Origin of the sequence: Citrobacter sp. RHB25-C09 (genome assembly GCF_013836145.1) — a bacterium.
GTDB lineage: Bacteria > Pseudomonadota > Gammaproteobacteria > Enterobacterales > Enterobacteriaceae > Citrobacter_A.
Window position 1 is genome coordinate 3345850 of record NZ_CP057483.1, and the last position, 26555, is coordinate 3372404.

20 protein-coding genes and 1 pseudogene are annotated in these 26555 nt (G+C 47.6%); 13 read left to right on the forward strand and 8 right to left on the reverse strand.

What is annotated here, in order from left to right:
- Window position 1: 1 nt before the first annotated feature.
- From HVY19_RS15840 to HVY19_RS15850, 3 genes are read right to left on the reverse strand one after another with little or no spacing between them, the layout of a single operon-like run.
- Window positions 2–2353: an AAA family ATPase gene (locus HVY19_RS15840; protein WP_181681451.1), complete on the reverse strand. Its 2352-nt coding sequence runs from the start codon at window positions 2351–2353 to the stop codon at window positions 2–4.
- The gene (locus tag HVY19_RS15845; protein WP_220132931.1) at window positions 2337–3032 is read right to left on the reverse strand and encodes an ABC-three component system middle component 1; all 696 of its coding nucleotides are present in this window, start codon (window positions 3030–3032) and stop codon (window positions 2337–2339) included. The genes HVY19_RS15840 and HVY19_RS15845 overlap by 17 nt, the downstream gene beginning before the upstream one ends.
- Window positions 3025–4341 carry an ABC-three component system protein gene (locus HVY19_RS15850; protein WP_181681453.1) on the reverse strand — a complete coding sequence of 439 codons (1317 nt, stop codon included), beginning with the start codon at window positions 4339–4341 and terminating at the stop codon, window positions 3025–3027. The genes HVY19_RS15845 and HVY19_RS15850 overlap by 8 nt, the downstream gene beginning before the upstream one ends.
- Window positions 4342–4708: 367 nt before the next feature.
- Here HVY19_RS15850 and HVY19_RS15855 point away from each other — a divergent pair, with 367 nt between their 5' ends.
- Window positions 4709–7912, forward strand: a complete 3204-nt coding sequence (locus HVY19_RS15855) for an N-6 DNA methylase (protein ID WP_181681454.1) — start codon at window positions 4709–4711, stop codon at window positions 7910–7912.
- A gap of 127 nt (window positions 7913–8039) precedes the next feature.
- Here the strand turns inward: HVY19_RS15855 and HVY19_RS15860 are convergent, their stop codons facing one another.
- Window positions 8040–8840 (reverse strand): hypothetical protein, encoded by an 801-nt coding sequence (locus HVY19_RS15860; protein ID WP_181681455.1) that lies wholly within the window; start codon window positions 8838–8840, stop codon window positions 8040–8042.
- Between the two features lie 191 nt (window positions 8841–9031).
- On the opposite strand from HVY19_RS15860, the gene HVY19_RS15865 reads away from it, so the two are divergent.
- From HVY19_RS15865 to HVY19_RS15895, 7 genes are all read left to right on the forward strand, one after another.
- Entirely contained in the window at window positions 9032–9247 is a 216-nt protein-coding gene (locus tag HVY19_RS15865; protein ID WP_039024835.1) for an AlpA family transcriptional regulator, read from the forward strand.
- Between the two features lie 302 nt (window positions 9248–9549).
- Window positions 9550–10734, forward strand: coding sequence for a hypothetical protein (locus tag HVY19_RS15870; RefSeq protein ID WP_181681456.1), 1185 nt, complete (start codon window positions 9550–9552; stop codon window positions 10732–10734).
- A 621-nt stretch (window positions 10735–11355) separates the two neighbouring features.
- Window positions 11356–11934, forward strand: coding sequence for a hypothetical protein (locus tag HVY19_RS15875; RefSeq protein ID WP_181681457.1), 579 nt, complete (start codon window positions 11356–11358; stop codon window positions 11932–11934).
- 140 nt (window positions 11935–12074) lie between these two features.
- Entirely contained in the window at window positions 12075–12812 is a 738-nt protein-coding gene (locus HVY19_RS15880; protein WP_181681458.1) for a DUF3944 domain-containing protein, read from the forward strand.
- 19 nt (window positions 12813–12831) lie between these two features.
- The gene (locus HVY19_RS15885) at window positions 12832–13518 is read left to right on the forward strand and encodes a WYL domain-containing protein (RefSeq protein ID WP_181681459.1); all 687 of its coding nucleotides are present in this window, start codon (window positions 12832–12834) and stop codon (window positions 13516–13518) included.
- An 8-nt stretch (window positions 13519–13526) separates the two neighbouring features.
- Window positions 13527–13967: a hypothetical protein gene (locus HVY19_RS15890; protein WP_063410040.1), complete on the forward strand. Its 441-nt coding sequence runs from the start codon at window positions 13527–13529 to the stop codon at window positions 13965–13967.
- Between the two features lie 35 nt (window positions 13968–14002).
- Window positions 14003–14365: a hypothetical protein gene (locus HVY19_RS15895; RefSeq protein WP_181681460.1), complete on the forward strand. Its 363-nt coding sequence runs from the start codon at window positions 14003–14005 to the stop codon at window positions 14363–14365.
- A 329-nt stretch (window positions 14366–14694) separates the two neighbouring features.
- Here the strand turns inward: HVY19_RS15895 and HVY19_RS15900 are convergent, their stop codons facing one another.
- Entirely contained in the window at window positions 14695–17505 is a 2811-nt protein-coding gene (locus tag HVY19_RS15900) for a DEAD/DEAH box helicase (RefSeq protein WP_181681461.1), read from the reverse strand.
- Window positions 17502–18266 carry a hypothetical protein gene (locus tag HVY19_RS15905; protein WP_181681462.1) on the reverse strand — a complete coding sequence of 255 codons (765 nt, stop codon included), beginning with the start codon at window positions 18264–18266 and terminating at the stop codon, window positions 17502–17504. The genes HVY19_RS15900 and HVY19_RS15905 overlap by 4 nt, the downstream gene beginning before the upstream one ends.
- A 430-nt stretch (window positions 18267–18696) precedes the next feature.
- On the opposite strand from HVY19_RS15905, the gene HVY19_RS15910 reads away from it, so the two are divergent.
- Genes HVY19_RS15910 through HVY19_RS15930 form a run of 5 tightly spaced genes read left to right on the forward strand, consistent with a single transcriptional unit; the run spans window position 18697 to window position 20947 of the window.
- Window positions 18697–19515, forward strand: coding sequence for a DUF932 domain-containing protein (locus HVY19_RS15910; protein ID WP_181681463.1), 819 nt, complete (start codon window positions 18697–18699; stop codon window positions 19513–19515).
- A gap of 32 nt (window positions 19516–19547) precedes the next feature.
- Window positions 19548–20021: a DNA repair protein RadC gene (gene radC, locus HVY19_RS15915; RefSeq protein WP_181681464.1), complete on the forward strand. Its 474-nt coding sequence runs from the start codon at window positions 19548–19550 to the stop codon at window positions 20019–20021.
- An 8-nt stretch (window positions 20022–20029) separates the two neighbouring features.
- A complete protein-coding gene (locus tag HVY19_RS15920) occupies window positions 20030–20251 on the forward strand; it encodes a DUF987 domain-containing protein (protein WP_181681465.1) in 222 nt (73 codons plus the stop codon).
- Window positions 20252–20271: 20 nt separating this feature from the next.
- Window positions 20272–20595 (forward strand): type IV toxin-antitoxin system YeeU family antitoxin, encoded by a 324-nt coding sequence (locus tag HVY19_RS15925; protein ID WP_181681466.1) that lies wholly within the window; start codon window positions 20272–20274, stop codon window positions 20593–20595.
- Window positions 20596–20626: 31 nt separating this feature from the next.
- A complete protein-coding gene (locus tag HVY19_RS15930; RefSeq protein WP_181681467.1) occupies window positions 20627–20947 on the forward strand; it encodes a TA system toxin CbtA family protein in 321 nt (106 codons plus the stop codon).
- A gap of 360 nt (window positions 20948–21307) precedes the next feature.
- Here HVY19_RS15930 and HVY19_RS15935 read toward each other — a convergent pair.
- A pseudogene (locus HVY19_RS15935) lies at window positions 21308–22244 on the reverse strand (IS3 family transposase).
- Window positions 22245–22320: 76 nt separating this feature from the next.
- A complete protein-coding gene (locus tag HVY19_RS15940) occupies window positions 22321–26466 on the reverse strand; it encodes an autotransporter outer membrane beta-barrel domain-containing protein (RefSeq protein ID WP_249419087.1) in 4146 nt (1381 codons plus the stop codon).
- Window positions 26467–26555 lie beyond the last annotated feature (89 nt).

Consider the following 26555-nt stretch of genomic DNA (forward strand, 5'->3'; position numbering starts at 1 on the left):
CTCAACCATTAATACCTGCACGTGCTTCTTCCATGAAGTTGATTCTTCCTGCCGACATACCAAATTTTTTGTATTTATAACGAAAATATGCCGACATACGATCTTCATGCGTTGACATGATTATCTGACGGTCCCGAAATTCAGTACGAAGCAACTCTACAAATCCTGCCACATTGATTTCATCCAGTGTCTGGACAGGATCGTCTACTAGCAACAAAGTATGTTTCGCGTACCGCTGGTTCAGCGCGAGCGTAAATGACAACACCAGTGCTGAAAGCTGACCCGAACTCATGGAAAAGACAGCATCATGCCCATGCCCAGGTGTTTCATTGAAAGCAATTGAATTACCATCATTTTCTATAAAAATACCTAGCCCTTGCTGATAACTTTGCATAAGGCGGCCAGAATAGATATGAAAAAGGATCTCAATCTCTTTGACGATGGATTCAAGATATAATCTTTTCTCGTCTTCGTATATTTTTTTGAGTTTGCTTAGATACTTTTTAAATCTGGTAGCTTTTTTGATCAGCAGATCTTCTTTGTTATACTGCTGTTCGCACTCTAAGATAAATTTAGAAGACGCAATGGCATGCTGTTGTCCCAGATAGACTTTTTTTAATTCAAGCCGTTGGAGGGTAACTTGTTCAACAGCCTGTGGATCGTTTTTAAATATTTCACGATAAATCTTCTCGTAATCATCAAAAATGCAGCTATCGTCGAAAGGTTTAAACCTTTCCCGAACCTGACGTTCTAGTTCATCTGTTGCTTGCTGCGTTACAGGCTCGAAATTCTCAGACAGAAGATCCTGAATATTGATACCTGCCGTCTGAAGTTGTTGATAATAATTTTCCAGCCACTGGATTTGCTCTTCTGTTAGGCTTGCGAGGTGGCGCTTACGTTCAACGATCTCTTTCTTTTGCTCCAGACAGGCCTGCAGAGCAAGTTCGATAGGCTCCTGCCAGTTGCGTCTGAAGCCTACTAGCGCTTGTGAGAATTGATTATTTTGTTGGGCCGCTAAAGTTTCAAGTGATTTGCTCTGACTTTCGATTCCTTCGAGAAGCGCTGCTACCGTTGGCCAAGGATGCCCGCATGTAGGACAAATATTTGTGGAATCGCAATGTGTTTGATGCTCCCTAAATGCACCCAACAGTTGCTCACGTGTCTGTATTAGTTCCGCGTGGCATTCCTGAACTTTGTCTGCGGTGGTCAACTGTTGTTTGAGTCCGGCGACCTGTTGCTGAAATTCCTCTGCTGTGATAGAGGCTGGAAGGAGTGGCACCAATGGATCAGTGATCGACAGGCGATCCTCGCTAATGGCCTTTATTATATCTTTGAAGGCGTCACTTATCGCTAGTGCAGCATCAAAGCAAGCGACCTCTGCAACCCATTTTTCTATGTGTTCAAGAGGACGATAAAACATTAACAGACGCTGTTGTAGTTCCTTTTTGGGAAGGAGTTTATTCACCAATTCATTATTATATAGTTGGTTTTTATAATGCTTAAAATTTTCTGCAAAACGCCTGAGGCGAAACAATTCTCCATCTGCTGATAGCCACTGTTCAAATTGTTGTACATCAAACTCTACTGCATCACGGTCCCATGGCTGATCCGTAACTTCAATAATTCTTTCGTATGTGACAGAACTGCCTGCCGGTAACAATTGCTGCTTAGCTGTTTCCCATTTATCTTTAAGTTGTTTCAGTTCAATTTTTTTCTGAGGGTTACACAAATTTCCGATTTTGGCCGACGCCTGTGTAATGTTATTAATTTTGTCCTGAATATCGCCAATATCGAAAAGGTGTGCAATCTGACCCTGTCTGTCTTTTTCCTTTTGTTTTAACAACCGAGTATTTTCTTCTTGCTCGACGTAATGGAATAATTCAAAATCGCGCTGATACTGCTCACCGAGTAAGGTAGAAAGATAAGTTTCTTCCTGCGAAATGGCTTCAACCCGTTCCGCGCTAAAGTCTACTAATTCATAAAGAGGTATCCTTAAATCAGTTACACCTTTATGCTCGTCCAATACAGCTTTACTGGCTGCTCTCTCAAGGAAATGACTCTGACCATCTACTACAATCTCCGCACGAATTGAAAGCCAGTCATTTATACTTGCTTGTTTGAATAGCCAAGGGCAGCCTGTTTTCAGGCTACGTCGATCCACTGTCAGTTCTTCAAGCTCAATATAGCGACGGATTTTTCCTGTCAATAGGAGTTCCATAGCGTCAAAAAAAGATGATTTACCGAAACCGTTGGGGCCATCAAGAACGACGAGATGATCACTTTCAAGGGTTAACTCAAGCTTTTCAAAAACTTTAAAATTACGCACTTCTAGACGCTTAACGATCACTTTCATAGCCTGCCTCAGACAGTTTCTCATCCATGAAGGTCAATAAATCTTCCGGCTGCACATTCGGCGATGCGATCTGATTTGCAAGAGAGTCAATAGCTGAATCTGTTGCAACCAGTACACTAGGATTGGCTGTACGCTGGATTTTTTCCCGAATATTTCGCTCGAGACTGGCTAGATCAGAATTGCCCGAACTATTGACTGCGATAAAGGGAAGCTTTATTGCAAGCCTGTATAATAGGCTTTGCCAGCCTCCTTCTAGGTAGTTTGATTTATATTCAGTAAAGGTGTTAGGAGTAGTAATTGATTCACGGAAAACTGTTGCAAATCCCTGAGTGTCAATTTGTTGACGTAATGCTTCGAATTCTTCGGTAGTATAAGGAAGCACATGCTTTTTAAAGAAATAGCGGTCTTCTTCTATATGGTGAACTCGTTTACTGGCGAGCACTTTGCTGCTGTCAGTATTCCATACAAACAATAAATTGATATTTTTCTCAAGAGCAGGATCGGCTGTAGCATTTTTGCATTTACTTAACCATCCAGCCTGGATTTCAGGAGTGATTATTGGTTCGCCGTGGATTACCAGCCAATAATTTGTCTTTCCAGTACTACTGTATTCGTATAACGCCAAGTCCGTGGAGAGCTTACGCGTCAATCCTTCGGACTCCAACAATTGTTCAATCAAGTTCTGCATCTTTCAAACTCTCAGGTACATTGTTTAAAGAAATCATAGCCACCTTCTTATAATTCCCGATGCGGTTTTCCCTCAGTAATTCGTGTTCAGCGGTATCCACTCCCTCAGTAGCGTCAATGCCCATGATTACATCAGAGATTGAAGGTCTGTCTATGGCGCTAGTGATAAGTGCACCGCACTCAAATAGACACTCCACATCTTCACTAATTGCCTGTTGCATGATGTCATGACAGATACTCTCCTGATGCTCTGCAGCATGGTGGATACCTGTCGGATAGTAGAAAAGCCCGTCATTTAGCCACGAGAATGCTACTCCAGAACCATCACTACGTGCAGCATCGACTAGTTTCCAGAAAATCGTAAACATCCCGAGTCGCATTGCATCACGATCGAGGGAATGGTCCTTAAATTCACTGAGTGTTTTAAATCGTCCCTTTTTATGCGGCATAGTTGCGCGTAGAAATGCCTTCATTCCCTCAACATTCAGCGCAGTAATTGTAGCCAAGTAGTCATCTAACTTTTGACATGCAGTCTGGGAGAGACTGTTTTGGTGCTCACAAAACTCTTGGTAATATGTGCCAATATCAATCTGCAAACGACTAAGGAAGAATGCCTCATTCTCAAACGGAGCATAATCTTCGGCTTCGATTACGCCATACAGTTCTGAAAAATCGATGAATTCGCTGGCTGCAATTACGGTCTGATGACGAGTGGACTCATGTATCTTGCTATGGGTCATAATGACCTTCGAATTTACTATTGCTTCAAGCGTATTCTGAATATTCTCGACAATAAAATTTTTCCATGCGGGTTGCCCTGCAATATTAGCAAGCAGGCTGGAAAGTTCATTTCGAATGAACATATCTACTTGATTCAACGGGCAAAACGATTGTGTGACATTTCCATCTGCGTCAGGCGGAGTAGGGTAAGTATAAAATCTCACTGGTCCATAGTCAGCCACAAACGTTACCGGAACGTTCGTTACTTCACGTGCCACATGAAAGTAAGCGAGTGGTACTCCCCGTTGCCTCGCATTATCTCGTTGAGTGCTGATACCATCACTATAGGCAGAAAAGCGGGGGTCTTTGTATGCTTTTACCTGATGCATTGATAGGCATTGCTGGCGACGAAAAATCGCGAAGTCATCTTGGCTTTCTAACTGCAGTTTCAAATCCCGATTAACGGCATAATCTGACGACATCAGCTTCAAACAATGGTACAACGCCAACTTGCCCTGATAGACAAATCCACTCCACGTAGAAATAGCTGTATGTGGTAAAACTTGAGGAGCTACTGCCATGAGATCCCTTATCACCTTCGATTCGCATCAACTGGGTTCTTCTCAATACGGAGATTCTTCCCATCCAATAGCAATTTTTAAGTGTATAACCTATTGACAGATAAAATGCTTCTGTAATTTACGCAGAAATTGATCTACCCCTTATATTTACATGCTTGTTGGTTATCAAAGTCTTACACAGAATTTTCACTAACTTCCAGCGGTAGCGGTCATCACCCAATTACATGCCACTTAAGCAGCACATTTGCCTCCTAAGAAGTAAACCTATCAACACAATCTAAGCGTGAGCTCTAATCCTTGAAGTAGAGCCGTACAGCGATCATAATGCCCGGTTGCATACTTTTACTTTGTTACTAGGCCAGAGCACATGAAGCAATCCGCTTACAGCACCATTCAAGAAAAACGTCTTCAGCCATGGAAGGGAGAAGAAGAAGTCCGGTTTGCCTGGAACAAAGCCTTAGAAGACGCAACCGGTTTACATCTTTTTGCAGAACGTGATCGTAATGATGCTAGTTACAATCACGTCATCATTGAATACAAAGCACCTGGATACTTTAAAGGTAGGAAAGATAGTCCTGCGTTTTTGAATGCCACTAAAGAACGGCTACTGCCTTATATAGAAAAAAAAGCAGCAGAGACCAAAATTCCTGTGTCGGATTTCATCGGTATTGCGATTGATGGTGAGCATATTTGTTTTGCCCAAGTCATTGATGGTGAGATCAATACCCAACACTTGATGCCATTTTCCCCTGATTCAGTAGAAATGGTAGTTGATGCTCTTCGATCAGATACCCGTAAAGGGCTTACCACAGAAAACTTGCTCGCAGATTTTGGACATGGCTCCGCTAATGCGCGAGCTTTCATGCAGCAACTCTCCGATGGACTAGCTCACCAACTTGCCATCAGCGGAAATAACAAAGTAAAAATGCTTTTTGCAGAATGGCGTACTTTGTATGGTCAGGTTGCTGACCTATCCATAGTGCAAGCTGAAGCCATTACAAAAGAACTGAAATTTACCTGGTCTGGATCACCATCAGATTCAATTTCTGCTCGACTTTTTGTTCTTCATACCTACAACTCGATGCTGATCAAATTGCTGGCAGCTGAGATAATTTCAGCACATGGGCTTACCTCAATAGAACAACCAGCACAAAGTATGGCTGCGTTGAAGAATGACGCTCAGATGCTTGAATTCCTTGGCTCGGCTATAGAACGCTCCACTCTTTTCCAAGAAGCAGGAATAAATGGTTTCGTTGAGGAGGCTATTTTTAGTTGGTACCTTGATGTAGCTAGCTTGAACACGGTCCCTGAATTACTACCAACCTTAAGGCGGTTACTCTCTGTCTTATCACTTTATCGTCTTGACCAGCTCTCTCAAACACGTGATGTATTACGTGATTTGTATCAAGGATTAGTGCCGGGTAAATTGCGCCAGAGTCTGGGTGAGTTTTATACGCCTGACTGGTTAGTTGACTTCACCTTGAATAAAGTCAGCGATCCTAGCCTTATGACGAAAAGAGTCCTTGATCCAACGTGTGGGTCAGGGGCTTTTTTGCTGGCTGTTATTCGCAAGAAGCGTCAATTGGCCAAAGAGAAAAATCTCAGCGCCAGGGAAACATTGAAACTTATCTGCGACACCGTATGGGGTTTTGATCTCAATCCACTGGCTGTACAGACTGCAAGAGTAAACTTTCTTATTGAAGTTGCCGATTTATTATCGCAATGCCCAGGACAAGAGTTAGAGGTCCCAGTTCTAATGGCTGATGCGATATATTCTCCAGCATCGTCACCCCAAACATCTGACGCCATCATTCAGTATCGTATTGGCAGCCAGTTTGCAAAGCTTGATATTCACTTGCCAGCTGCACTAGCGCTTGATCGCATCAATCTTGATGTCATGTTCAATCGCATGGGTAAAGATGTCGAGCTGGGGCTTGATTTTGATGAGTCCATGGATAAGGTTAGGAAAGGGCATTATTTTTCCGATGATCAGCTCAAAGAATGGGATGCCCCTCTGCGCTACACATACGATCAGATTTTGAATCTGCATCGCCAGAATTGGAATGGAATATGGTTCAGGATTGTCAGAAACTTTTTCTGGTCAGCTACCGCAGGTAATTTCGACTTAGTGATCGGTAATCCGCCGTGGGTGAGATGGTCAAAGTTACCAGAATTATATCGTGAGCGTGTAAAACCGACCTGTGAGCAATACGGGATTTTCTCGAATACTCGAATGCACGGAGGCAATGAGCTCGATATTTCCGCAATGATCACCTATACGGTAGCAGATAAATGGCTTAACGCCGGTGGGCGTTTGGCATTTGTCATCACAGGCACGTTGTTTAAAAATCCATCATCAGCAGGTTTCAGAACATTCAAAATCGAGCCTTCACGCGAAGATTCCTTATACATTCAACCTCTATCTGTTGATGATATGAAAGGTCTCAAACCTTTCGAAGATGCCAGTAACCACACGACGATTGCTGTATTCGAGAAGTCAAAAAATACTCCAGAATATCCCGTCTCATACCGGGTTTGGGGCCCTGGCGTCGGTAAAAAAAGGGCTATAAAATCTTCGCAGACTCTTGAAGAGGTCATGGACACTATCCAATATGAAGAAAAAGAGGCCTTCCCTGTTAATGAACCTGGCTCACCATGGGCAATATTAACTCCAGACCGATTTGAAGCTATAAAATTTTTATCTCGTCAATGCTCATGGACAAAGGGCAGGAAAGGAATTACGACCGACCTTAATGGTGTTTTCTTCGTACCGATCCTCAACGTGAATGAAACTCATGTCCAAATTCGAAGCCGACCCGAGGCTGGTAAAAAAGACATAGGTCCGGTTAAACAAGCTTGGGTAGAGCCTACAGATCTTTACCCTCTAATTAAGGGCGCTGGGGATTTTGAAGAGTGCTATCTCAAAATCAATGCGCCTGATTTTGATAATAAAGACCGTCTTTTCACATTTGTTCCCAATACTGGAATATCAACTGCCGAGTATGCCGAAGCAGAAGAACGTTTAAATAGGCATGAACTGAGAAAAACTGCAGCTTGGTTCGATTCATTTGAACCAATACTACGAGCACGTTCAACATATCGGAGACAAATGAAAGGTGCACCTTTTCATGCCGTTTATAATGTCGGTGAGTACACATTCAAGCCTTGGAAAGTAATCTGGCCCGAAATGTCTTCATCATTCTATGCAGCTGTAGCAGATAGCGCTGATGTTCCCTTGATGGGTACTCGTGCCTACATACCTGATCATAAAGTTTATTTTTCAGCTTTTGATGACAAAGAAACTGCTTACTATTTATGCGGACTTCTGAATTCACAAACAGTTAAAGAATGGATTGAGGCACATAATGTTTCAATACAGGTTGCTGATGTATTCAAACACTTAGATCTACCTGAGTTTATTAAAGATGACTATCAACATATTACTCTAGCAAAAAAAGTAATGTCAGCTCACCAGGAACATGATAGAAATACCCGCAAAGCTATTGTGGGAGAAATAAAAACATTAGCCGAGAAGATACTTACAAATTGGAGTAATAAATTTTTAGCATAAGTTAAATTTCACATTCATTAATAAACATATTTGTACAAGACGCCTAGCTTAGGCGTCTTGTACATTGCCATACTCATTTCACAATAAATTATTAAACACCACCAATATTCACACCAGATAAATTACTTTATTTCCTTCGTTTAATTACGCCTAAAAATGCAGCTTTAACTCTTTCATCATTCCTAGACCAGTCTGAAATGGTTCGATGTAAGTTATTGAAAATTAACCCAACTGGCTGCCTTTCCTGCTTATCTCTTGGTGTGTTTTCATTCTCTTGCCTTATTTTTTTATCTTCACGATTGATGAATGTTTTTAACTCACCCGATATACTCCGAATAGCCGCATCTTTTGATTTCCATTCACCAGCCAAAGCTCCCGAACCCAGGAGTCTGATGACTTCAGATTTCACCCAATCAAACTTCCGCGCCCTAGCCTCGCCTCCCCTGCGTGTTTTATCTTCAATGACTGCCTGGCTGTTTTCTCCATAGCGCTGCCATTCTTCATATGCCATCGCCCCTTTCCAATTACCCAAATAGTAATGTGCCGAAAGCAACGTTTCCCGCCCATCCTTCTTCCAGCCAGCCTTGTACTGCATCACACCAATATGACGAAACACCTGCGATAAAAAAAGATAACGATCAAACATCCCATTAACTTCGGCGTTGTACATCACTTCTCCAGTAAGAGCAGCAATACTCTGAATCATGATGTCTCTGGTTATCTTTTCTTCATCGGGATCTGTTTCGTATTGATGATACCAGTCGGTTATCCAGGTTTTAGCATCATTAAAGACCCTTTCAAATAGACCCGGATAATGATGTTGAACATAACCTTCCCCGTAGACCGTCGGCTCCGTCAACTTTGATAGCCTACGTTCAAAATCACTACACAATTCTTCAAACAGAAGATCGTTATCATTAGCTTTCATGTAATCAGTCCCCCCCTCTTTCCGTTTTCCTCTTGAAAGTTTCCCCGAATTAGCGCACCCAGTCCACACTAACAAAAAAGTGAAACTACGTGTGCTGGTGTAGAAAGTCTAGCGAGCTCCCGTTCTATCTCTTCTGATTGATCACGCCTAGTATTGCGATACCCCATTACTAAAGAGGAATAAATACCACCATGACCGTACAATCTGTAAAAATTCTGCGTATGCGCGATGTCGTGCTCAAAACCGGTATAGCCCGCGCAACCATCTACGACTGGCTCAACCCTAAGTCGCCTCGCTATGATGCGACTTTCCCGAAACAACGTCGCCTGGGCATGCAATCTGTTGGCTGGCTGGAGTCTGAAATTGATCAGTGGTTACTGGAGCACTGCCCTCCCGTAACCCCCTAACCCACAACAGGGTCAGGCCTGTCGTGACAGCGTGTCACAGAAAAAAGAGAACAATATCGGCCTCTGCCATTTGAAATGATGCAACCAATAAAATGCCACCGGATATATATTTATCGGTTGCTAGTATATTTATAAGTATTTAAGGATAACACATATAAGAAATTATAAACACTGTTACATTAACACCTAACCAATAAAATAGATTATGGTATTACTTTTATACCCCAGTTATATCAGGTGTTATGCTTGTGGCATGACACCCTATTTTATTATTCTATCATTCTGTTTATGGTATAAACATTATGGCTATTTGTAAGCGGGATAACTGCCAGAATAGCATAGGGGTCAAAGATGAGGAGCGTAAACTCCGTCTTTGCCCTGAGCATTATAACGGGAGAAAACAAAATGCTTCCAGACGGGAAGAAAGGATGAAGGCAATATGCCACTATAAAGGTTGTAACAAAAGCCTGTCGAACTCCCGTAATAAGCGTTTTTGCAGCAATGAATGCCGCCATAAAGCTCACCGTATTATTGATGATGACAATATCGTTAAGCTGGTGAAGCACTCCTGGTGGCTTAACATCGAATCTATGCTGAAAAATAATCCTGGCGGGTTAGGAAGTATTAATGACCCGGATGATGTTGTCGATATATTCCAGTTGTACCGGAATAAGTCACGTCATCAAAGGGCTTACAATGTTCTGTATGATGAATGGATTAGAGGTGATGACGGGCTGCCACTCTCTCGTCTGCGCCCCTGGCTTGAGCTTGAAGTCAGTCATCTCTATCCGAACTCCAAAGGAGGCGCTAACATAAGCAAAAATCTTCTCATTGCTCCTAAACTGATCAACAGGATGCTGAAAGATACCATTCCGCCCTATACACCGGAAGATGAGTTTCGTGGTTTTATTGCTGCCAGTCATGAAGAACCAGTGAAAACAACACTGTTAAAAGCACTGACCTCCCGGTACGGTGTTGATACTGTACAAATAGCGCTAAAAAGGATTCGGAATTTAAACTTCGTTGACATAGAGAAGCCGCGCAGACTGTTTTCGATTAATACGTTTTTTTCACCTCCGCTGGAGAAGCTTTTAAAAGAAGAGACGCTGCGCCTGGGGCATTTTAAACTCAGAGCCGCAATTACGGCGCTGGCATCTCATCTGAGTATAGAAAGTGGTGGCATTGATAATGAGTTGCTTGCTGTAGCCTGCTTTCACGCAATGTTAAAGGGTGATGCCGACAGTTTTTTGAAAGAATTGCAACAATTGCCTGGGTACCTGGAGAGAACCGAAACGATACCAATTCACATGCAAGAAAATGGGGTTTATGGCTGGTATACCAGTAGACTCCACAACTATATGAAATGTTACTTTGGGCTTGATATGACCTGTCTGGAGGAGCGTGTTATTTTTTATAATAGATTTTTCACGGTGCCTGCACTTGCAAAAGATGGGGGTCACATTATCATCAGCCCAAATGGTTTTTGATTCTCATAACGAGTCATCATAAGCGTAAAAGCACCTCTGGATAGATGGTGCTTTTTTTAACTTTATAGTAAGACGATTAAAATATTAAAACTTCTCCTTAAAACCATTTAAGTCTTTATTAGACAAAGAGTCCAGTAGACATATATACAACATTTTTATAACACCAATCACCTACAGTCTGCACAATGCCATCTGATAATTTACACAGAAACCACGCTCCCTGAAGCACCGGACGGAAAATTATCCTGTTCGCTGTGAACGTAAAGACGGCATGTCCTTTTCACTGTTTAAATAATAGCGCTCTTCATAGTTCAGGAGTTTTTAACTTCCGCCACCGTCGAAATTAGCAAACAAAAAGCATACATTTCGCCAACATTTCAGAGCGGTGCAATAAGAATAATATTCACACCGGAATGATGTTATTCACACAGGTTTGTTCCATTCAGATTTACGACCATCAGGTTTAAGGCTGCCGAATTCAGATGCAGTAAGCAATTGTCAGCGTGAACAAACCGTAAATAAAAAAATGACAGACCTATATCACCTCAGCGATACCCCACAGAGGCAATTGCTAAGGAGGATACTCTGGATATTACCGTATTACGTCAGTTGTTCGACGGGATGTATGCCCTGGCGGTGGAAGGTACCGCCGTCACGGACTCTGCCATAGTACTGGCAGACAGTTACCTGCAGAACGAAACGAGTCGCGTGGATGCGGCTGAATCACTTGTGCTGTACGAGTCCCTGAAAGCCTGCGGCTCCGGCTTTTCCTGCGGGCTCGCCGGAGGTGCTCTGCTGCCACTGACCGTCACCGCCGATGTCTGCTCTTCGCTGTTCATTCAGATGCGCCTGTGTGCCGCCGTTGCCATCATCGGAGGCCATGACACAGCAGATCCACGGGTACGCCTGCTTTGCTGGGGCGCGCTGGCCGGGGATGCCTGTTCGGATGCCATCAGTGGCATCATCACCCGGTTACTGACCCGCACACTGAGCCACCCTCAGGCCGAGACCGCTCTGCTGACGGTGGTTTGCGACGCATTACTGCTGAAAAGCAGTAATGCGTTACTCAGGGAAAGCCTTCTGCTCCCGTTACTGGGCGGGGTAATCAACGGTGGTGCCGCCTGGCTCGTCACCCGCCTGACGGGGCAACTCGCCATTCGTTTGTTTATTCTACCGGTAACTCCGCCCTGCACAGCATAATCTTCTGCATTTCATTTTCGGACATCACCTGTCCGTCATTACTCGTATAACACACTGATTTTCCTGACACATCGGCCATGTCCTTACAGGCGGGTTTGTTATCGTTTTACCCTGACGATACAGACCTGAATGGAGGGGTAATGGCCGTTTATCGCGAAGATGCTGACCTGCGGTTTCTGGGGTGTTGTGATAATGAGGACCTAGATTTACTGGTCAGTCTAATTACCCATGACCCAAGGGATAAAACCCTGCGCTGGACGGAAACGCTGTCCAGCAGCGACAACTACAAACGTTTTCACCCGGCGCACCGTAATTACTGGCAGGAGATTGCCGCTGAAATCCAGACCTTTGGTGCCAGCAGTATTGCCAGTATGTTCAGGGGCGGGAAAGGCGTGTTGTACCGGGAAGTGTTATGCGATGTCTGTGACCATACGGGCGTGAAATACAAAAAAGAGGAGGCAACCGAAACCATCGAGCTTTCCCTGCTGATGAAGATGCTCGAAAAAAGCCTCAGCGAAATGTCCTCGGCTGAGCTGCGGGAGTTTGCTGACAGCATGGGCACGGAACTGACCGCACCAACGGTGCCGCTGATACTGATGGCGATACAGACTGCAGTCCGGTCTTCTGGTTTTGCAGCCTATCGTCTATCGGTCGTGATGCTCAGTACGCTTGCGAAGGTTGTTCTGGGGCGCACGCTCCCCATCGTGACTTATCTGACCCTGACCCGCTCTATCAGTGTACTGGCCGGGCCGGTTGGTATCGCCCTGAGCACCGGCTGGCTGATTGCCGATATGGCAGGCCCGGCACGGCGGGTTACGGTTCCGGCCTGCCTACTGGTCGCTTGTCTTCGTCAGCAATATCTATACAAATCAATGTAATCAACGGAAACCCTTCAATATGTCTGCGGAAGAAAAACAGCACGATCGCATGGCATCACGGCTGGCGATCATCATCAGTCGCCTGCTGATGGGGGAACGGTTGTCAGTTAGTGGGTTGTCTCAGGAGTTTCATATCTCGGAGCGCACTCTACGCCGGGATTTTCGTGAACGCCTGAGCTGCCTCGAACTGACATACCAGCAGGGTTGCTGGTCATTGGCCCACCAGCACGAAGGCCTGCGCACCAACCGGCATATTCAGCACTTTGCACGAGTAACCCGCACGGAGCAGCTGTTCCCGGCGATGGATAACCGTCTGATATCGGTGCTGACTGACAGCTCCGTAGAGCCACCTTTTATCGTCTGGCAGTCTCCACCGGAGCGCAAGCCCGGTCCCTTCGGCAGTTTCTGGCGTATCACACAGGCCATTCTGGAGCGAACTCTGCTGGATCTGACCGCAGAGGGGCAGCAGTACCGCTGGTTCGCACCTTATCGCCTGATTTATTTCGAGAACGGCTGGTATCTGGTCGGAGAGTACGCCCGGCAACTGCAGGTCTTTCTGCTGGAAAGCATTACCGATGTCTGCCTGACACCGAGACAGTTTCTGCGCAGAAAACACATCGATGCACTGACCGCCGACCCACATTTCATTCACTCACTGCCGCACTTCCAGTATATCCGCACGGTACTGGCAGAAACGGAAAATTAAGGATAATCATGAAAAAAATCGCATTTTTGCTGGCGCTGCTTTCTTCAGCGCAGGCCAGCGCAGCCGTAAACCAGTGGACCCGTACCTGGGTTCAGGGTGTCACGGAATATCGCATACAGGAGAAAAATGGCGCTGAACTGCTTCTGACCTGTTCACCGGACGACAATGTGTTCGTCCAGTACACATCACCAGATGGCAAAACGCTCACCAGCGGTAATGATGACGGGCGCAGCGTTCGGGCACAAATCGACAGCGGCGACATCTTTCTGATTAACGACACTCTGTCTGATGCCGGGGGGAGTAACTTCGAAGCCTTCTGGGACGCTGTCCGTCAGTCACACCGGATTCATATAACGGCGACCGGACTGACCTCAACTACCTTCACCTTCAGCAATACCGCAAAAATTCTGCCTGAGTTTGATAAATCAGGCTGTCTGACCCGGATGTGAACCCTTACTACTCCAGCAAACATAAGGAAAAAATAATGAAAACAGCAATTAGTGCCCTCACCCTGGCACTGATAATTACTCCTCTGACACATGCAGCAGAGGCACCGGTCAGGATTGGTCTTGAGCAGGTTAAAAATCCGTATTACCCGAATCTGCATCAGCAGCGTGTTCATGTTCAGTCATTGACTGACAGCGTCACCATTAACGATGTTGTCGTTAACCGGGGTAACTGCCCCATTCAGAAGATGCCCACGGTCTACGCAGGTAGTAAACCTGAAGCACTGGTACCTTCAACGTTGCACTATGGGAAAGAGATTGCCGTCTACATTAAAGGCCCGTGCAGTGTGGCAGAGATTAACGTCATCACCAGTCAGGGGGACTGGCTGACGAAGTACTAACTTCGAATGCACGATATCTGGTCTGACAATCAGTTGTCAGACCCTGTTGTGCTATCAATCGTAATATCAAAGAAATCAGGTATTAATACTGCGTATTAATAGCCATTATAAACCCCTCCCCCGTAAGGTCCCTCCCCTTAACAGGTTCACCATAATATGCATCTCATTATTTCAGTTCGTTAGTGTACTGTAACTCCGCCTCTGACTGCTGTGTGCCAGAAGCGGAAGTTAACGACTTTGTTAGGCAGCCAACTCGAAATAATACGTGGTAGTAACCATGAATGTTTGTGTTTCAATCATGTAATACCTAAAACCTTATATTAAGTTGTTCATTCGATTGGCACCAGAGAATCATCGGCTGCTGTCTCGCCCCCCGTAGCACTTAGCGCAGCTTCGATGTCCTTGGCCATATTCGACCAATTGATTGCTGCTGCCTCCTCGCTTCCAAACTTACTAAGTCTCTCAAGGCCTCTGAGAAGCCATGGTAGGAAATTTCCAACAACGCTATTTAAGAATGATACGAATTCCTCAAACATCGTCTCAACAGTATCAGGCTGAGCTTTGGAATTCTTGCTGCGCAGAAGTTCAAAAACCGTGCGTAAGTCCATACGCAGAAGCAAGTTCGTCAACATATCTTCAAGGTTGTCGGCCCTGAGGACATTCCTATGTGATGATCCTGAGAAAATTTTCCTCAACGTTTCGTTTGGCTGCTCGGGAACGTTATTGAACAGCCCCAATAATTCACTGTAAAGTGCACCGCCAGATTTAAAGTTTTTTCCTGACAGGAATTGAAACATCAACCGACAGGTAAAAGGCGAGAAGCCACTTAAATTTGCAGCATGACCGAAATCAGTTAGCCGGATTGGACTATTCATCACCGCCATTGCGCCACCAACCTGTTTGTCATCCAAAATGCTGGTGATAGTCTCTGACAAAATACGTTGAATATTATCCTCTCCGTCGGTTTGCCCAGCATAAGAGGCATCAACTAACTCAGAAACAATATTTTCAGCTTGGGGGTGCTCTGCGATACAAGCTAATAGCTGTGCACTGAAAGTGGCCTCAATCAATTGCTGTCCCTGAGTGGATGCCTCAATCCATCCGCCCCCGAGTGTTGACATAAGTGGCGAGGATGAAAACATCACCTCTTCAAGAAGATGCTTGTTCCGCTGCCTCCTTATTCTGGAAGGAGGCCCCATTAAGTTTTGAAAAAGAATCGTATCCCCCTCAGAAAAAGCACCGGCCCTGCCGCAGCGGCCTGCTATGTTGCGGAAAGTCATTGATTTCATTCTCGTGCCATCGCCATGCATACTACTGAGCCAATGAGCCACAATAGTCCAGCGGAACGGCAGGTCTGCTCCCTCCGCGAGCGTGGTGGTTGCACAGACCACTGATAGGGCTCGTTCGCGAGTAAGCCGTTCTATGTCGCGGCGTACATCAAAGGGAAGAGACGCATTGTGGTAGGCAACTCCACTTAGAAGACATTCAGCAAGAAAATCCAAATAGGGGTAACGTGCAAGGATATCTTTGGCGGTCCTATGGACTTCCATGTTCTCGATATACTGACGGCTATTCATCAATTCTCGAGCAAGCAATCTAGTGTCTAGCCTTCGAGGACATACTACCAAACCAGGCGAGCCGAGACGTGTTAAAAGGTCTCGCGCTATGGATCCAACATTGATGGCAGCACTTTTCTCGTTTGCATTCGCAAAAGGTGCTGGTCGAATCTGTCCTGGAAGGTCGATCTTTACAGATTCAGACATGATCGAAGTAGCTCGTTCGCCTTTAGGGCGGAGAGCATCATTACCGTGGACCCAGTACATATCACCGTTTGCAAGACACATCGCCAATCGACGTGCAGTCGGTCTCCAACCAATCTGATGAAGGTCATTAACTTGAACGCCAAGCCACTTACAGACAAGCTGAGGTTCGGTCAATACAGCCGACAACCCTATTATGCGAAGGTCCATATTGGTTCTTTGAAGGAGACGAAGTCGTGACAGCAGACCTTCCACACGGGCCCCGCGAACACCATTTTCGAGGATATGGATCTCGTCGAAAACAACAGTACGCAGCCGTTCGATGTTTTCACCGGAGCGAAGCCATCCATCAAATCGCTCCGGCGTGGCAACGAAAATCTCTTTTTGAGAGAAGACGTTCAAGGCCTCAGACTGGAAACCACCAAACATCGGAACAACAGGTACCTCATCACCAAATCGCTTCCGTAGTGAATCTTTCACCTGTTCTCCAACGGCGACATACGGTGCTACATAGACGCATAGGCCATCATTGACTAAACCAGAGGCTATACAAGCTTCAGCAACAAAAGTTTTGCCAGTGCTTGTGGGAAGCGTCAAGAGAGTATTACGGCCATGTCTGGCAATTCGTCTCTTACTTAAAAGCATGTGCTGCGGAGGTAGCAAAGTCACCATGCCCGATTTTATGGAGTTCCGGATAAACCAATTTGGAATCTCAGGAGCGTCATCTAGAAGGTTAGCTGTAGCTAATCTTTTAGCTTGGTGAGCTGCCATTCGGCCACCCAGCATCAGGGCACCTTCCGCCATGGTGCCTGCCAACGCTGTTTCAGTAAAAAGCTTGAGTGCATGACGGAATTCTTTATTTCTTACTTGGCTATCTTTATTGCGCAAAGCGCGATACCAGCTTCGCCGAAAAGGCTCAAATTCAATATCGTCCGAACCATATCTAACTGATTTGTCACAGGGATCGCATATTGCTACGACCATACGCAACATCAAGCTTTCCTCAAGAAAGTCTGACGATATATCTAAAAGGGCTGCATGAGCACTAGGGAAATTACCATGCATCGCAAAAGCAAGTGCCGAATATAACAATAAGTCATTAATATCAGCGCTGTTTGATAGTTTGTTTGCACTCCGCAAATGCTGTGCAGTCGACTGTAAAATACGAGCTGCTGCGATAAGAGGCTTAGCGTTACTCTCATCATCGAGTTCTTCAAGGGTTTCGACATTAACGCGGATTTGAAAAGCGTTAATGCATTTGAGTGCTGTTGCTACATCGAGTGGATCAGCTGTCGACCATATAGGTTCAACACCTCTGGCCTTTGCTGCGGATGAAGCAGCGCTATCAAGAAATTTGACTGAACCTGGTAGATTGGTCATGGCATTGTACTTACATTATTTGAAAGATGCATAAGGCACTTAGTCAAATTGCTTATTGCAATGCTCCAAGGTTCGATGGTCTGCTTGCCCCAGCCTTGCTTTTCAATTTCTCCAGCAACATGGTCTAATGCGTTAACAGCAGCTTTATCACCGACATTGCGATCATGTACGAGAGTTGGTATCAACCTGATACCTTTACAGTCTTTTGCTTCAGGCATGAAGAGATTGCCTACCCGCTCAATCTCTTCATCAGAGAATTCATGTATCTCTTTCAAATAGCCTAGAAGCCAGTTAAATCTTTGACCTAACGAACCTGCTACCGTCGTTTTACCCAAGAGCTTTTTATAATCACCAATTAGTGCCGTCGCATAGGTTAGATTAACAGCGCCTGTAGTCTTTACTTCCATGATGTACAGGCAGTCTTTACTGGTATCACCACTGGGATCCAAATGAAGAATGGTGGTATCCAACCCTGTAGGGGCCCCATCTTGAAGCGGAGTAAGGGCTCCCATAAGCGCCACTGTATAACCTTTCCTTTTTCCATAAAGTCCATTAACAATTGCTACTTTGTACGACAGGAATTCACCTAAATTCCCCTGTCGACCAGTTGTCAGTGACGTGATTTTGGGCGGCCAATTTATGGTCACTTTTGCTAGTTCGTCATAAATCCATTTGTAGAAGGTTCCACAGTCGGGATTACCCCGCATGAGCTGTATATCCCACCCATTAGACGATTTAAAAGGCAACTTATTAAAAGTCATTGGATCCCATTATAGTTTTGATATTGAACCATTACCGTGTGAGTAAAGCCCTTCATGAAGGTAACAATTAGTTCCTGATTATTGATATGCGTGCAGATCAATAGTGCTTCATGATCAAATGCCCCTTCGAAAATGATTTATAGCACTGTACCCCTTCAACGTAAAACGCTCACAGATGCCAGGCGCAGTTGGCAGTTAGGCCGAGAAAAACACGTTAATGATTAATAATACTGCAAACACCTGTTGTAAATCAGCCAACATTAGTCACGAAACTAACTAATAGAGGCCAGCTAGCTGTCGACTCCATCAACGACAGAGAGTTTCCCCCTATCCCTCCAGCAACATCCCATAAATGCAGACAGGCCGCACTTCTTAACCGGAAGTGCGGCCTGTCTGCGTTTATACCATTAACCACATAGGAGTATTCATCATGAAATTAGCCAGCCGCTTCGGACGGATTAACCAGATACGCCGTGACCGTCCACTGACTAACGACGAATTGATGGCCCGTGTTCCCAGTGTATTTGGTACCGACAAGCACGAATCCCGCTCGGACCGCTACACCTACATTCCAACCATCACACTGCTTGATAGCCTGAAGCAAGAAGGTTTCGAGCCGTTCTTTGCCTGCCAGACCCGAGTGCGCGACCAGAGCGAGCGTGAGCACACTAAGCACATGCTACGCCTGCGTCGCGAGGGCCAGATCACTGGCAAACAGGTACCGGAAATCATTTTGCTCAACAGCCATGACGGCTCCAGCTCATACCAGATGTTACCGGGGCTATTTCGTGCAGTCTGCCAGAACGGGCTGATTTGCGGTGAGAGTTTTGGTGAGGTACGTGTGCCACATAAAGGCAATGTGGTGGAGAAAGTCATTGAAGGGGCTTACGAAGTGCTGGGGATTTTTGACCGGGTGGAGGAGAAGCGCGATGCCATGCAGTCGCTTTTGTTACCACCACCAGCACAGCAGGCGATGGCGAAAGCGGCATTAACCTACCGCTTTGGTGAAGAGCATCAGCCGGTGACGGAATCGCAGATCCTTTCCCCGCGCCGCTGGCAGGATGAGAGCAACGATCTGTGGACCACTTACCAGCGCATTCAGGAGAACTTGATAAAAGGCGGACTATCGGGACGAACGACGAAAGGCCAGCATGCTCAAACCCGCGCTGTCAAAGGTATCGACGGAGACGTAAAGCTCAATCGCGCTCTGTGGGTGATGGCTGAAAATATGCTTCAACTTGCTTCATAAACGACTTTAACTATTACCTCCAAGGCCCTGTCATGTCAGAGATAAATCTACCTCCTGATCTTCCGGTAACTGAAGCACGCACCATTCGTCGCGCTCTCCGCTTACTGGAAAAATATCAGCGCCAGCCTGGCGAACAATTTAATTCCACTACCTTCACCAAAACCTGGCTACAACTGCGTCTTGCCCTGCAGGAGCGCGAAGTTTTTCTTGTTTTATATCTCGATAATCAGAACCGTCTTCTGGAATGCGAGACGCTCTTTACGGGCACGATTAACCATACCGAAGTCCATCCACGCGAAGTGGTGAAACTGGCACTACGCCATAACGCTGCCGCTGTGATTCTGGCCCATAACCATCCATCCGGAGAGACAGAACCGAGTAAACAGGATCGAAACATCACTCAACATCTGGTGAAAGCGCTGGCAATGGTAGAGGTGCGAGTGCTGGATCATCTTATTGTTGGCATCGGCGATGTGCTTTCTTTTGCTGAACGTGGCTGGCTATGAGGCTAACCATGAAAATCATCGATAAAAAGGCCGCAATGGCAATTCAGCGACAACATCCGGATTCCCGTATCTTTTGCTACTGCACAGGCAAATACCAATGGCACGGCAGTGCCAGTCATTACACCGGTCAGGATGTCGCGGAGATTTCCGGCGTGCTGGCGGTTTACGCAGAACGTCGTCGAGACAACCACGGTCCGTATGCACGCCTGATGTGCATCACCACCAATTGACACTAAATAAGGAGTCGAAAATGCAAAATTCATGGGGACTGAAGCGCGACATCTCGCCGTGCTTCGGAGCAAGACTTGTGCAGGAAGGCTGTCGCCTGCATTTTCTGGCAGACCGTGCAGGTATTAGCGGTGCGTTTAACGAGGAGGAGGCGCTGCGTCTGAATAAGGCGTTTCCGCTAGTGATGAAACAGCTTGAATTAATGCTGGCATCCGGTGAACTGAATCCGCGCCATCAACATTGTGTCACGTTGTATCATAACGGACTCACCTGCGAGGCTGACACTCTCGGCTCTCATGGCTATGTTTACATCGTTATTTATCCTCAGGCATCTGCAATCAAGTAAAACCTTCTCTTCTTTTATCAGGACTCAACTCATGCACATTTCATCTGTACCGGCCATGGTGCCGGTTTCGTCACACCTGTCGCCCGTACAGGTCTGGCAGCAACTGTTAACGTATCTGCTGGAACATCATTACGGTCTGGCACTTAACGACACGCCATTACACGACGACGCGGCCATTCAGGAACATATCGAGGCGGGGATAACTCTAGCCGATGCGGTGAATTTCTTGGTCGAAAAGTACGAACTGGTACGTATCGACCGGAAGGGATTTTCATGGCAAGAGCAGACCCCGTATATTTCCGTAGTAGATATTCTGCGAGCAAGGCGCTCTACCGGCTTGCTAAAAATCTAGTATGAAATAAACGGTTAAATACAGAGCAGACTAAAGGAAAGCAAAATGCTAATCTCACAGACGAAGAGACTTCTACTGTAACCTACCCTCCCCGGCAAAAACCTGACATTTTCTTTTAGGACCAACAATGGGACCAAAATGAAAATTGAACTGAAGGTTAGCAGCTATTAAACAACAAGTTATACAACCAATTCAGACTCCGCCAGCCCACCAAAATTCTCCATCGGTGATTACCAGAGTCATCCGATGAAGTCCTAAGAGCCCGCACGGCGCAAGCCTTGCGGGCTTTTTTGTGTCTGTAATTGGTCCGGCGAAGTCAGAAGAGAACTGACCCTGGTCCAAATTCAGTTCAGTGCTAAATCAGAGTTCTTCGTCTTTCCGGAGACTTCGGATGAATTCCGCCGGAGTCATGTCATTTAATGATGAATGCGTTCTCTCATGATTGTATTCCCTGTGCCAGTTGTCGAGTTTGTCCTGCGTATCTTCCAGCGACAGAAACCAGTGGATGTTCAGGCATTCATCACGCAGGCTGCCGTTAAACGATTCAATAAACGGGTTATCTGTCGGTTTTCCGGGGCGGGAGAAGTCCATCATGGCACCGTGTTCATACGCCCATTTATCCAGACTCTTCGAGATAAATTCGCTGCCGTTATCCGTCTGAATACGTACCGGCAGACGCTTATCCAACACCCGCAGTGCTTCCATTACGCGGACCACATCCTCACCCTTCAATGATTTTCCGGCATGGATCGCCAGACATTCCCGACTAAAATTATCCACTACAGTCAGCGCCCGGAAGCGCCGTCCGTTAAACAGACTATCCGACACGAAATCCATACTCCAGCACTGATCGATGTGCGTCAGGGTCGGACGCTGCTGCCGGTGTACCGCACTGATATGTCTGCGGGGACGTTTCCTGCGCAGATTCAGGCCTTCCAGACAGTAAAGCCGGTGTGTTTTCTTATAGTTAATTAGCCAGCCTTCTCGTCGCAGCTGGACGTGAATGCGCGGACAGCCATAGCGTATTCGTGTTTCCGCAATTTCCCTGATGCGCTGGGTTATTGCCCGATCGTCACGCCGACTCTGCCAGTGGTAGACAGTTCTGCTCTGCATCAGCAACCCGCATCCCCGACGGACGCTGATACGATATGCCTCACGCAGGAAATGCACCGCCTGGCGCTTCTGAGCCGGCCTCAGAAATGCCCATCTTTCTGCAGACTTCCCCGATGCGGGTGCCGGTTTCGGCCTGTTACAGCGCAAACGCAATCTGTTCTTCGGTATGACGGGTCTTTTTCATGGCAGTGTGCCTCTCTGTGAGGTGAAAGAAAGACCGGAGACTTCAGTTTAGACTGGTACTGTTTTCAGAGGGAAGGTCAATTTAAGCCCTGTTCTACGAGGCCGTCGAGGATGCCGTCTTTGCGCGTATGGGTATCAGACTTCACGCCCATCCAGGTCACCTGCGCCTGCGGCTGGATGAACCAGGTATTCAATGACCCCTGACTTCCGGAAAATTCACCCGCTTTCAGGGCGTAACCGGCTTCCAGTGAGGCGGTCAGCCCGTTAGCGTCGTAATCGTCGCTCACGCGGTTATCTGATTCCACATGGTTATCAAACCAGTTATACAGCATCCATGTATCGACATACGCCCCGGTTTTGTCAGCGTCATCCTGATACCAGGTACCGTATACGCCCGCACTGTAGCCGCTGATACGCCCTTGTGAACCGTAATGAACGCGGTCGCTGTGCGTGTTGCTTTGCTCGTTTGCATAACCGCCCATCACGCCGAGATGCCAGCGATCGGTACCGTCCGAACTCCACTGTGCGATATCGCCGCCCAGTTGCAGAACATAACGGTTGCTCTGGGTGTCCAGTTGACCGTTCCCGGCGGAAGAGCGCTGATGACCGCCCACATGGCGCATCCACAGGCTTCCGGCCAACCCTTCATCTTTCAGGGCGTTGGTGAACTGTGGTTCGCCCAGACGGTCATGCAGGCGGTGAGCAAACAGGGTATTCGCAGCGGCCTGGTTGCTGATATAGCTGCCCGCTTCCGGACGCAGCGCATCCGGCGCTGTAGGGTTAATCACTGGCGGCCTCACGGGGGAAACACCATCAAATTTACTGGTCAGGTACCAATTTTTCGCGGCTGCGCCGGTTCCCTTCGCCAGCGTATAGACGTAGGCTCCCGCTTCCACGGTGCCGGTGGTCAGCGCAAAGTTCCCGGCAGAATTGCCGTCGACCTGTACCAGTTCAATGCCGTTAACCGTCTGCGCCCCTTTGCCGCCCACGTTATTGACATTAACCTGGGTATTACCGGCGGTATCGCCATGCACGGTCAGCTTGTCGGTGGCGGAGTCATCGCCGGCCAGTTCGGTGTTAAAGACCATCACCCCGTCATTACCCACATAGTTTCCGTCCACATCCAGGCGGTTGCCCGGTTGTGACCCGGAACGCCCCAGGATCACGGTACCGCTGTTGGTGAGATTGCCACCTACCGTAAAGTCGGAGGTCTGCATAGCCCCGCCGGACATCACGTCCACATCACCTGCCGCACTGCCGTAACCGGAAAGCCGGGCACCGTCATGGATATTCACCCGAACACTGGCCATATCGACAGCGGCGTCTGAATCACTACCCAGCGCAATGTCGCCTTCAACAATGTCGGTTGTGCCAGCGTAAGCCGCAGAGTCTGCGGTCAACGTCAGAACGCCGCTGCCACGCTTGCTCAGATCGCCTTCCCCGCTGACAGAATTGCTCAGCGTCCAGTCGGTGTCTGTTGCGATGGTCAGCAAACCGTTATCCGTGACGGAAGCTGTACCAAGGTTTTGCTGTTCGCTGACGGTAAGTTTGTTACCACTGTCAACATTGAACAGACCGCTGAAGCTACTGTTATCCCCTGTAACCTCTATGTCCGATGTGTTAGCCACATCGATGCCGCCCGCGCCGCTGATGTTATTCGTCAGCGTACCGGCGACGCCGTTCAGTGTGAAAGTCCCTTCATCGACGATATCTCCTGAGCCAGCGCCCAGGACATCATTAACGCTGACTTCTGCCCCGCTATCGATGGTCGTCTTCGCCGCCAGCGCACTGTTAGCACCGTCAATCGTCAGAAGCCCACCGCTGACGTTCAACGCCCCATTACCGGTCAGACTTCCTTCACTCAGCCCGCCGTTCAGCAGAGTCAATGAACCGCCGTTGAGTGCCAACGTTGAGCCTGCCAACCCTGTCAGCGTACCCGCCGTCTGGCGGGTCGCATTGAGGTCTGCGGTTGCGCCGTTGCTGATGTTCAGTTCACGAGTATCGCCCAGCGCGCCATCCGCATCGGTACGCAGCGTTCCGGCCTGAACCAGGGTTGCCCCGGTGTAATCATTTAGCCCGTTAGACAGCGAAACCTGTCCTGCGGTATTAATGCCAAGATCCCCGGTCCCACCGATCTTCGCCGACATATCTGCCGCCGCGCCGGTGACATTCGGGTACTCAGCCAGAACCAGCGTCTGCCCGGCTTTAATATCCAGTTCTTTCAGACCATAGTTGACGTACAGACCGTCACCCGGCGCCGTGGTCAGGCGGAACCCGTACAATCCATCCGCTACTACCGTACCGTTCTGGGCAATTTGCACGGATTTATCCGCCGCAATCGCCGCACCGTTTTGATCCGCGAGGATCAGAGCGCCCCCCGAACCGACGACGGTTGTTGCTTTCACCAGTTGTGTGCCGATGTTGGCATCATCCTGCTGCAACAGATTCACCGTGGTGTCCGGGTTGCCCGCAGCGCCCGGATCGTTCCACGGGTCGGCGATCTTAACTTTCACGGTCCCGGTGCCGTCCGCCTGATAGCTACGTCCATCACGGCTAAAGCTGTTGGCTCCGGCGATAAGAGTATCCGTTTCGACAATGCCATTAGAGACGACCGCGCCAGGCAAGGTGACATCAAACGACACGGTACCGCCATTGAATGCCAGACCGTCTATGTGCTGGATACCTCCGCTTACGCTGGTGGTGTTCCCGGCAGTGCTCATCAACATCGCTTTGTTCAATGCAGTACTGTTTAAGCCGGACAGGGCAAAGGTGCTGTTTTGCAGATCCGCGACGCCAGCAAATGCGCTTCCTACCGCGGAGGTAAAGGCGAAGACATCGTCAACGGCGTTCAGATTAACGCTCAGTAAGCCTGTGCCGCTCAGGGCATTAACGAAGCTGAAGTCGTTAGTGCTTGTGTTGGTGGTTCCGAGGATCTCAAGCGTACCTTCGCTGGCGATATTCACCGCGCTGGTACCAATCCCGGATTTACCCGAAGAAGAATTTACCGACGAAGTGAGCGTGCCACCGTTAATGGTCGTAGTGCCGCTGAAGGTGTTCTCGCCCGTCAACACGGTATGCCCGGCATCATGAACGATCGTTCCCTTGCCGGTGATGGGCATCGCCAGTGTATAACCCGCAGTATCGTTAGTGGTGTGATTGAGCACCAGGGTGCCCTTACCGACAGAGTTAAAGGAAATCCCGGTGGCACCAATCAGGTAACCTGCATCAGCGGCGGCCTCGCCGTGTGCTGCACCGATATTCACCGTCCCCGTACTGCCAATACTCGGTGCGATGAACAACTTGTCGGTCAGCCTGACTTCGCCATCATTAATCAAGTTCACCGTGCCCACAGAGTAGGAACCAACGGATATTGCCGTTGCGTTCAGGGTTGAACCCGCGCCATCGACGGTAATCGTACCAGTACCGCCGTTAGTCCCCAGGTTAACCCGCGCGGCGGTGACTTTACCGCCCGACTGGATATTAATGATACTTTCTGCGAATACGCCGACATCCAGTTTTTTCGTAACGTTATTGCTGTCGGCAATCATCCACTCACCGCCGGTATTCACGTTTACCACACCCAGACCGCCGGTAGAACGCCCCATCAGGCTATCGGCATTACTTCTTACCAGACCGGAATCGGTAATATTCAGCGTGCCCTTGCCATAGTCCCCAACCCGCATTGTGCCGGTGTTCATCACCGACCCCGCGCCTTTAACGTTAATCGTCCCGACGCCATCTGAAAAACTGGCGATAGTGGTCATACCGGCATTTAACAGACCGCCGTTTTCAATGTTCACAATGCCGGTGCCACTATAACCAATGTTAAAGTCTTGCCCGACGCCCGCAGTATTGACGATATTCCACACGCCGCCGGTTGAAATATTAACTTCAGCCAGACTGCCTTTTGACCCTGCCAGTACGGCAAGCGCTCCGGTGCGGATCATTCCGGAGTTGGTGATATTGAATGTGGCCTTGCCCAGTTCTGCGATGGTCATCGGCCCTAAGCTCATTTCAGAGCCAACACCGTCAACGTTAACAATGCCGTTGCCTTTAGCATAATTGCCAACTATTAATTTCTGGGTTTCCGGTCCCGTAACAATACCGCCATCATGAATATTTAGCGTGCCCAGGCCAACGCCGCCAATCGATGTAAAATAATCACCGTATAAAGTGCCATTAACATCAATGGTCTGGCCGTTATCAATAGAGGCTGCTGCCAAAACCGTTCCCGGCAACGCAGCTAGCATCATCAGAGAAAGAAAGCGCCATTTAAATAAAGGTTGTAACGAAGTACGTTGTTGCGAAGAAT

Coding starts and splice junctions, on each gene's coding strand:
- HVY19_RS15840 (WP_181681451.1), bottom strand. CDS start 2,353: ATGAAAGTGATCGTTAAGCGTCTAGAAGTGCGTAATTTTAAAGTTTTT.
- HVY19_RS15850 (WP_181681453.1), bottom strand. CDS start 4,341: ATGGCAGTAGCTCCTCAAGTTTTACCACATACAGCTATTTCTACGTGG.
- HVY19_RS15855 (WP_181681454.1), top strand. CDS start 4,709: ATGAAGCAATCCGCTTACAGCACCATTCAAGAAAAACGTCTTCAGCCA.
- HVY19_RS15860 (WP_181681455.1), bottom strand. CDS start 8,840: ATGAAAGCTAATGATAACGATCTTCTGTTTGAAGAATTGTGTAGTGAT.
- HVY19_RS15865 (WP_039024835.1), top strand. CDS start 9,032: ATGACCGTACAATCTGTAAAAATTCTGCGTATGCGCGATGTCGTGCTC.
- HVY19_RS15870 (WP_181681456.1), top strand. CDS start 9,550: ATGGCTATTTGTAAGCGGGATAACTGCCAGAATAGCATAGGGGTCAAA.
- HVY19_RS15875 (WP_181681457.1), top strand. CDS start 11,356: ATGTATGCCCTGGCGGTGGAAGGTACCGCCGTCACGGACTCTGCCATA.
- HVY19_RS15880 (WP_181681458.1), top strand. CDS start 12,075: ATGGCCGTTTATCGCGAAGATGCTGACCTGCGGTTTCTGGGGTGTTGT.
- HVY19_RS15885 (WP_181681459.1), top strand. CDS start 12,832: ATGTCTGCGGAAGAAAAACAGCACGATCGCATGGCATCACGGCTGGCG.
- HVY19_RS15890 (WP_063410040.1), top strand. CDS start 13,527: ATGAAAAAAATCGCATTTTTGCTGGCGCTGCTTTCTTCAGCGCAGGCC.
- HVY19_RS15895 (WP_181681460.1), top strand. CDS start 14,003: ATGAAAACAGCAATTAGTGCCCTCACCCTGGCACTGATAATTACTCCT.
- HVY19_RS15900 (WP_181681461.1), bottom strand. CDS start 17,505: ATGACCAATCTACCAGGTTCAGTCAAATTTCTTGATAGCGCTGCTTCA.
- HVY19_RS15905 (WP_181681462.1), bottom strand. CDS start 18,266: ATGACTTTTAATAAGTTGCCTTTTAAATCGTCTAATGGGTGGGATATA.
- HVY19_RS15910 (WP_181681463.1), top strand. CDS start 18,697: ATGAAATTAGCCAGCCGCTTCGGACGGATTAACCAGATACGCCGTGAC.
- radC (WP_181681464.1), top strand. CDS start 19,548: ATGTCAGAGATAAATCTACCTCCTGATCTTCCGGTAACTGAAGCACGC.
- HVY19_RS15920 (WP_181681465.1), top strand. CDS start 20,030: ATGAAAATCATCGATAAAAAGGCCGCAATGGCAATTCAGCGACAACAT.
- HVY19_RS15925 (WP_181681466.1), top strand. CDS start 20,272: ATGCAAAATTCATGGGGACTGAAGCGCGACATCTCGCCGTGCTTCGGA.
- HVY19_RS15930 (WP_181681467.1), top strand. CDS start 20,627: ATGCACATTTCATCTGTACCGGCCATGGTGCCGGTTTCGTCACACCTG.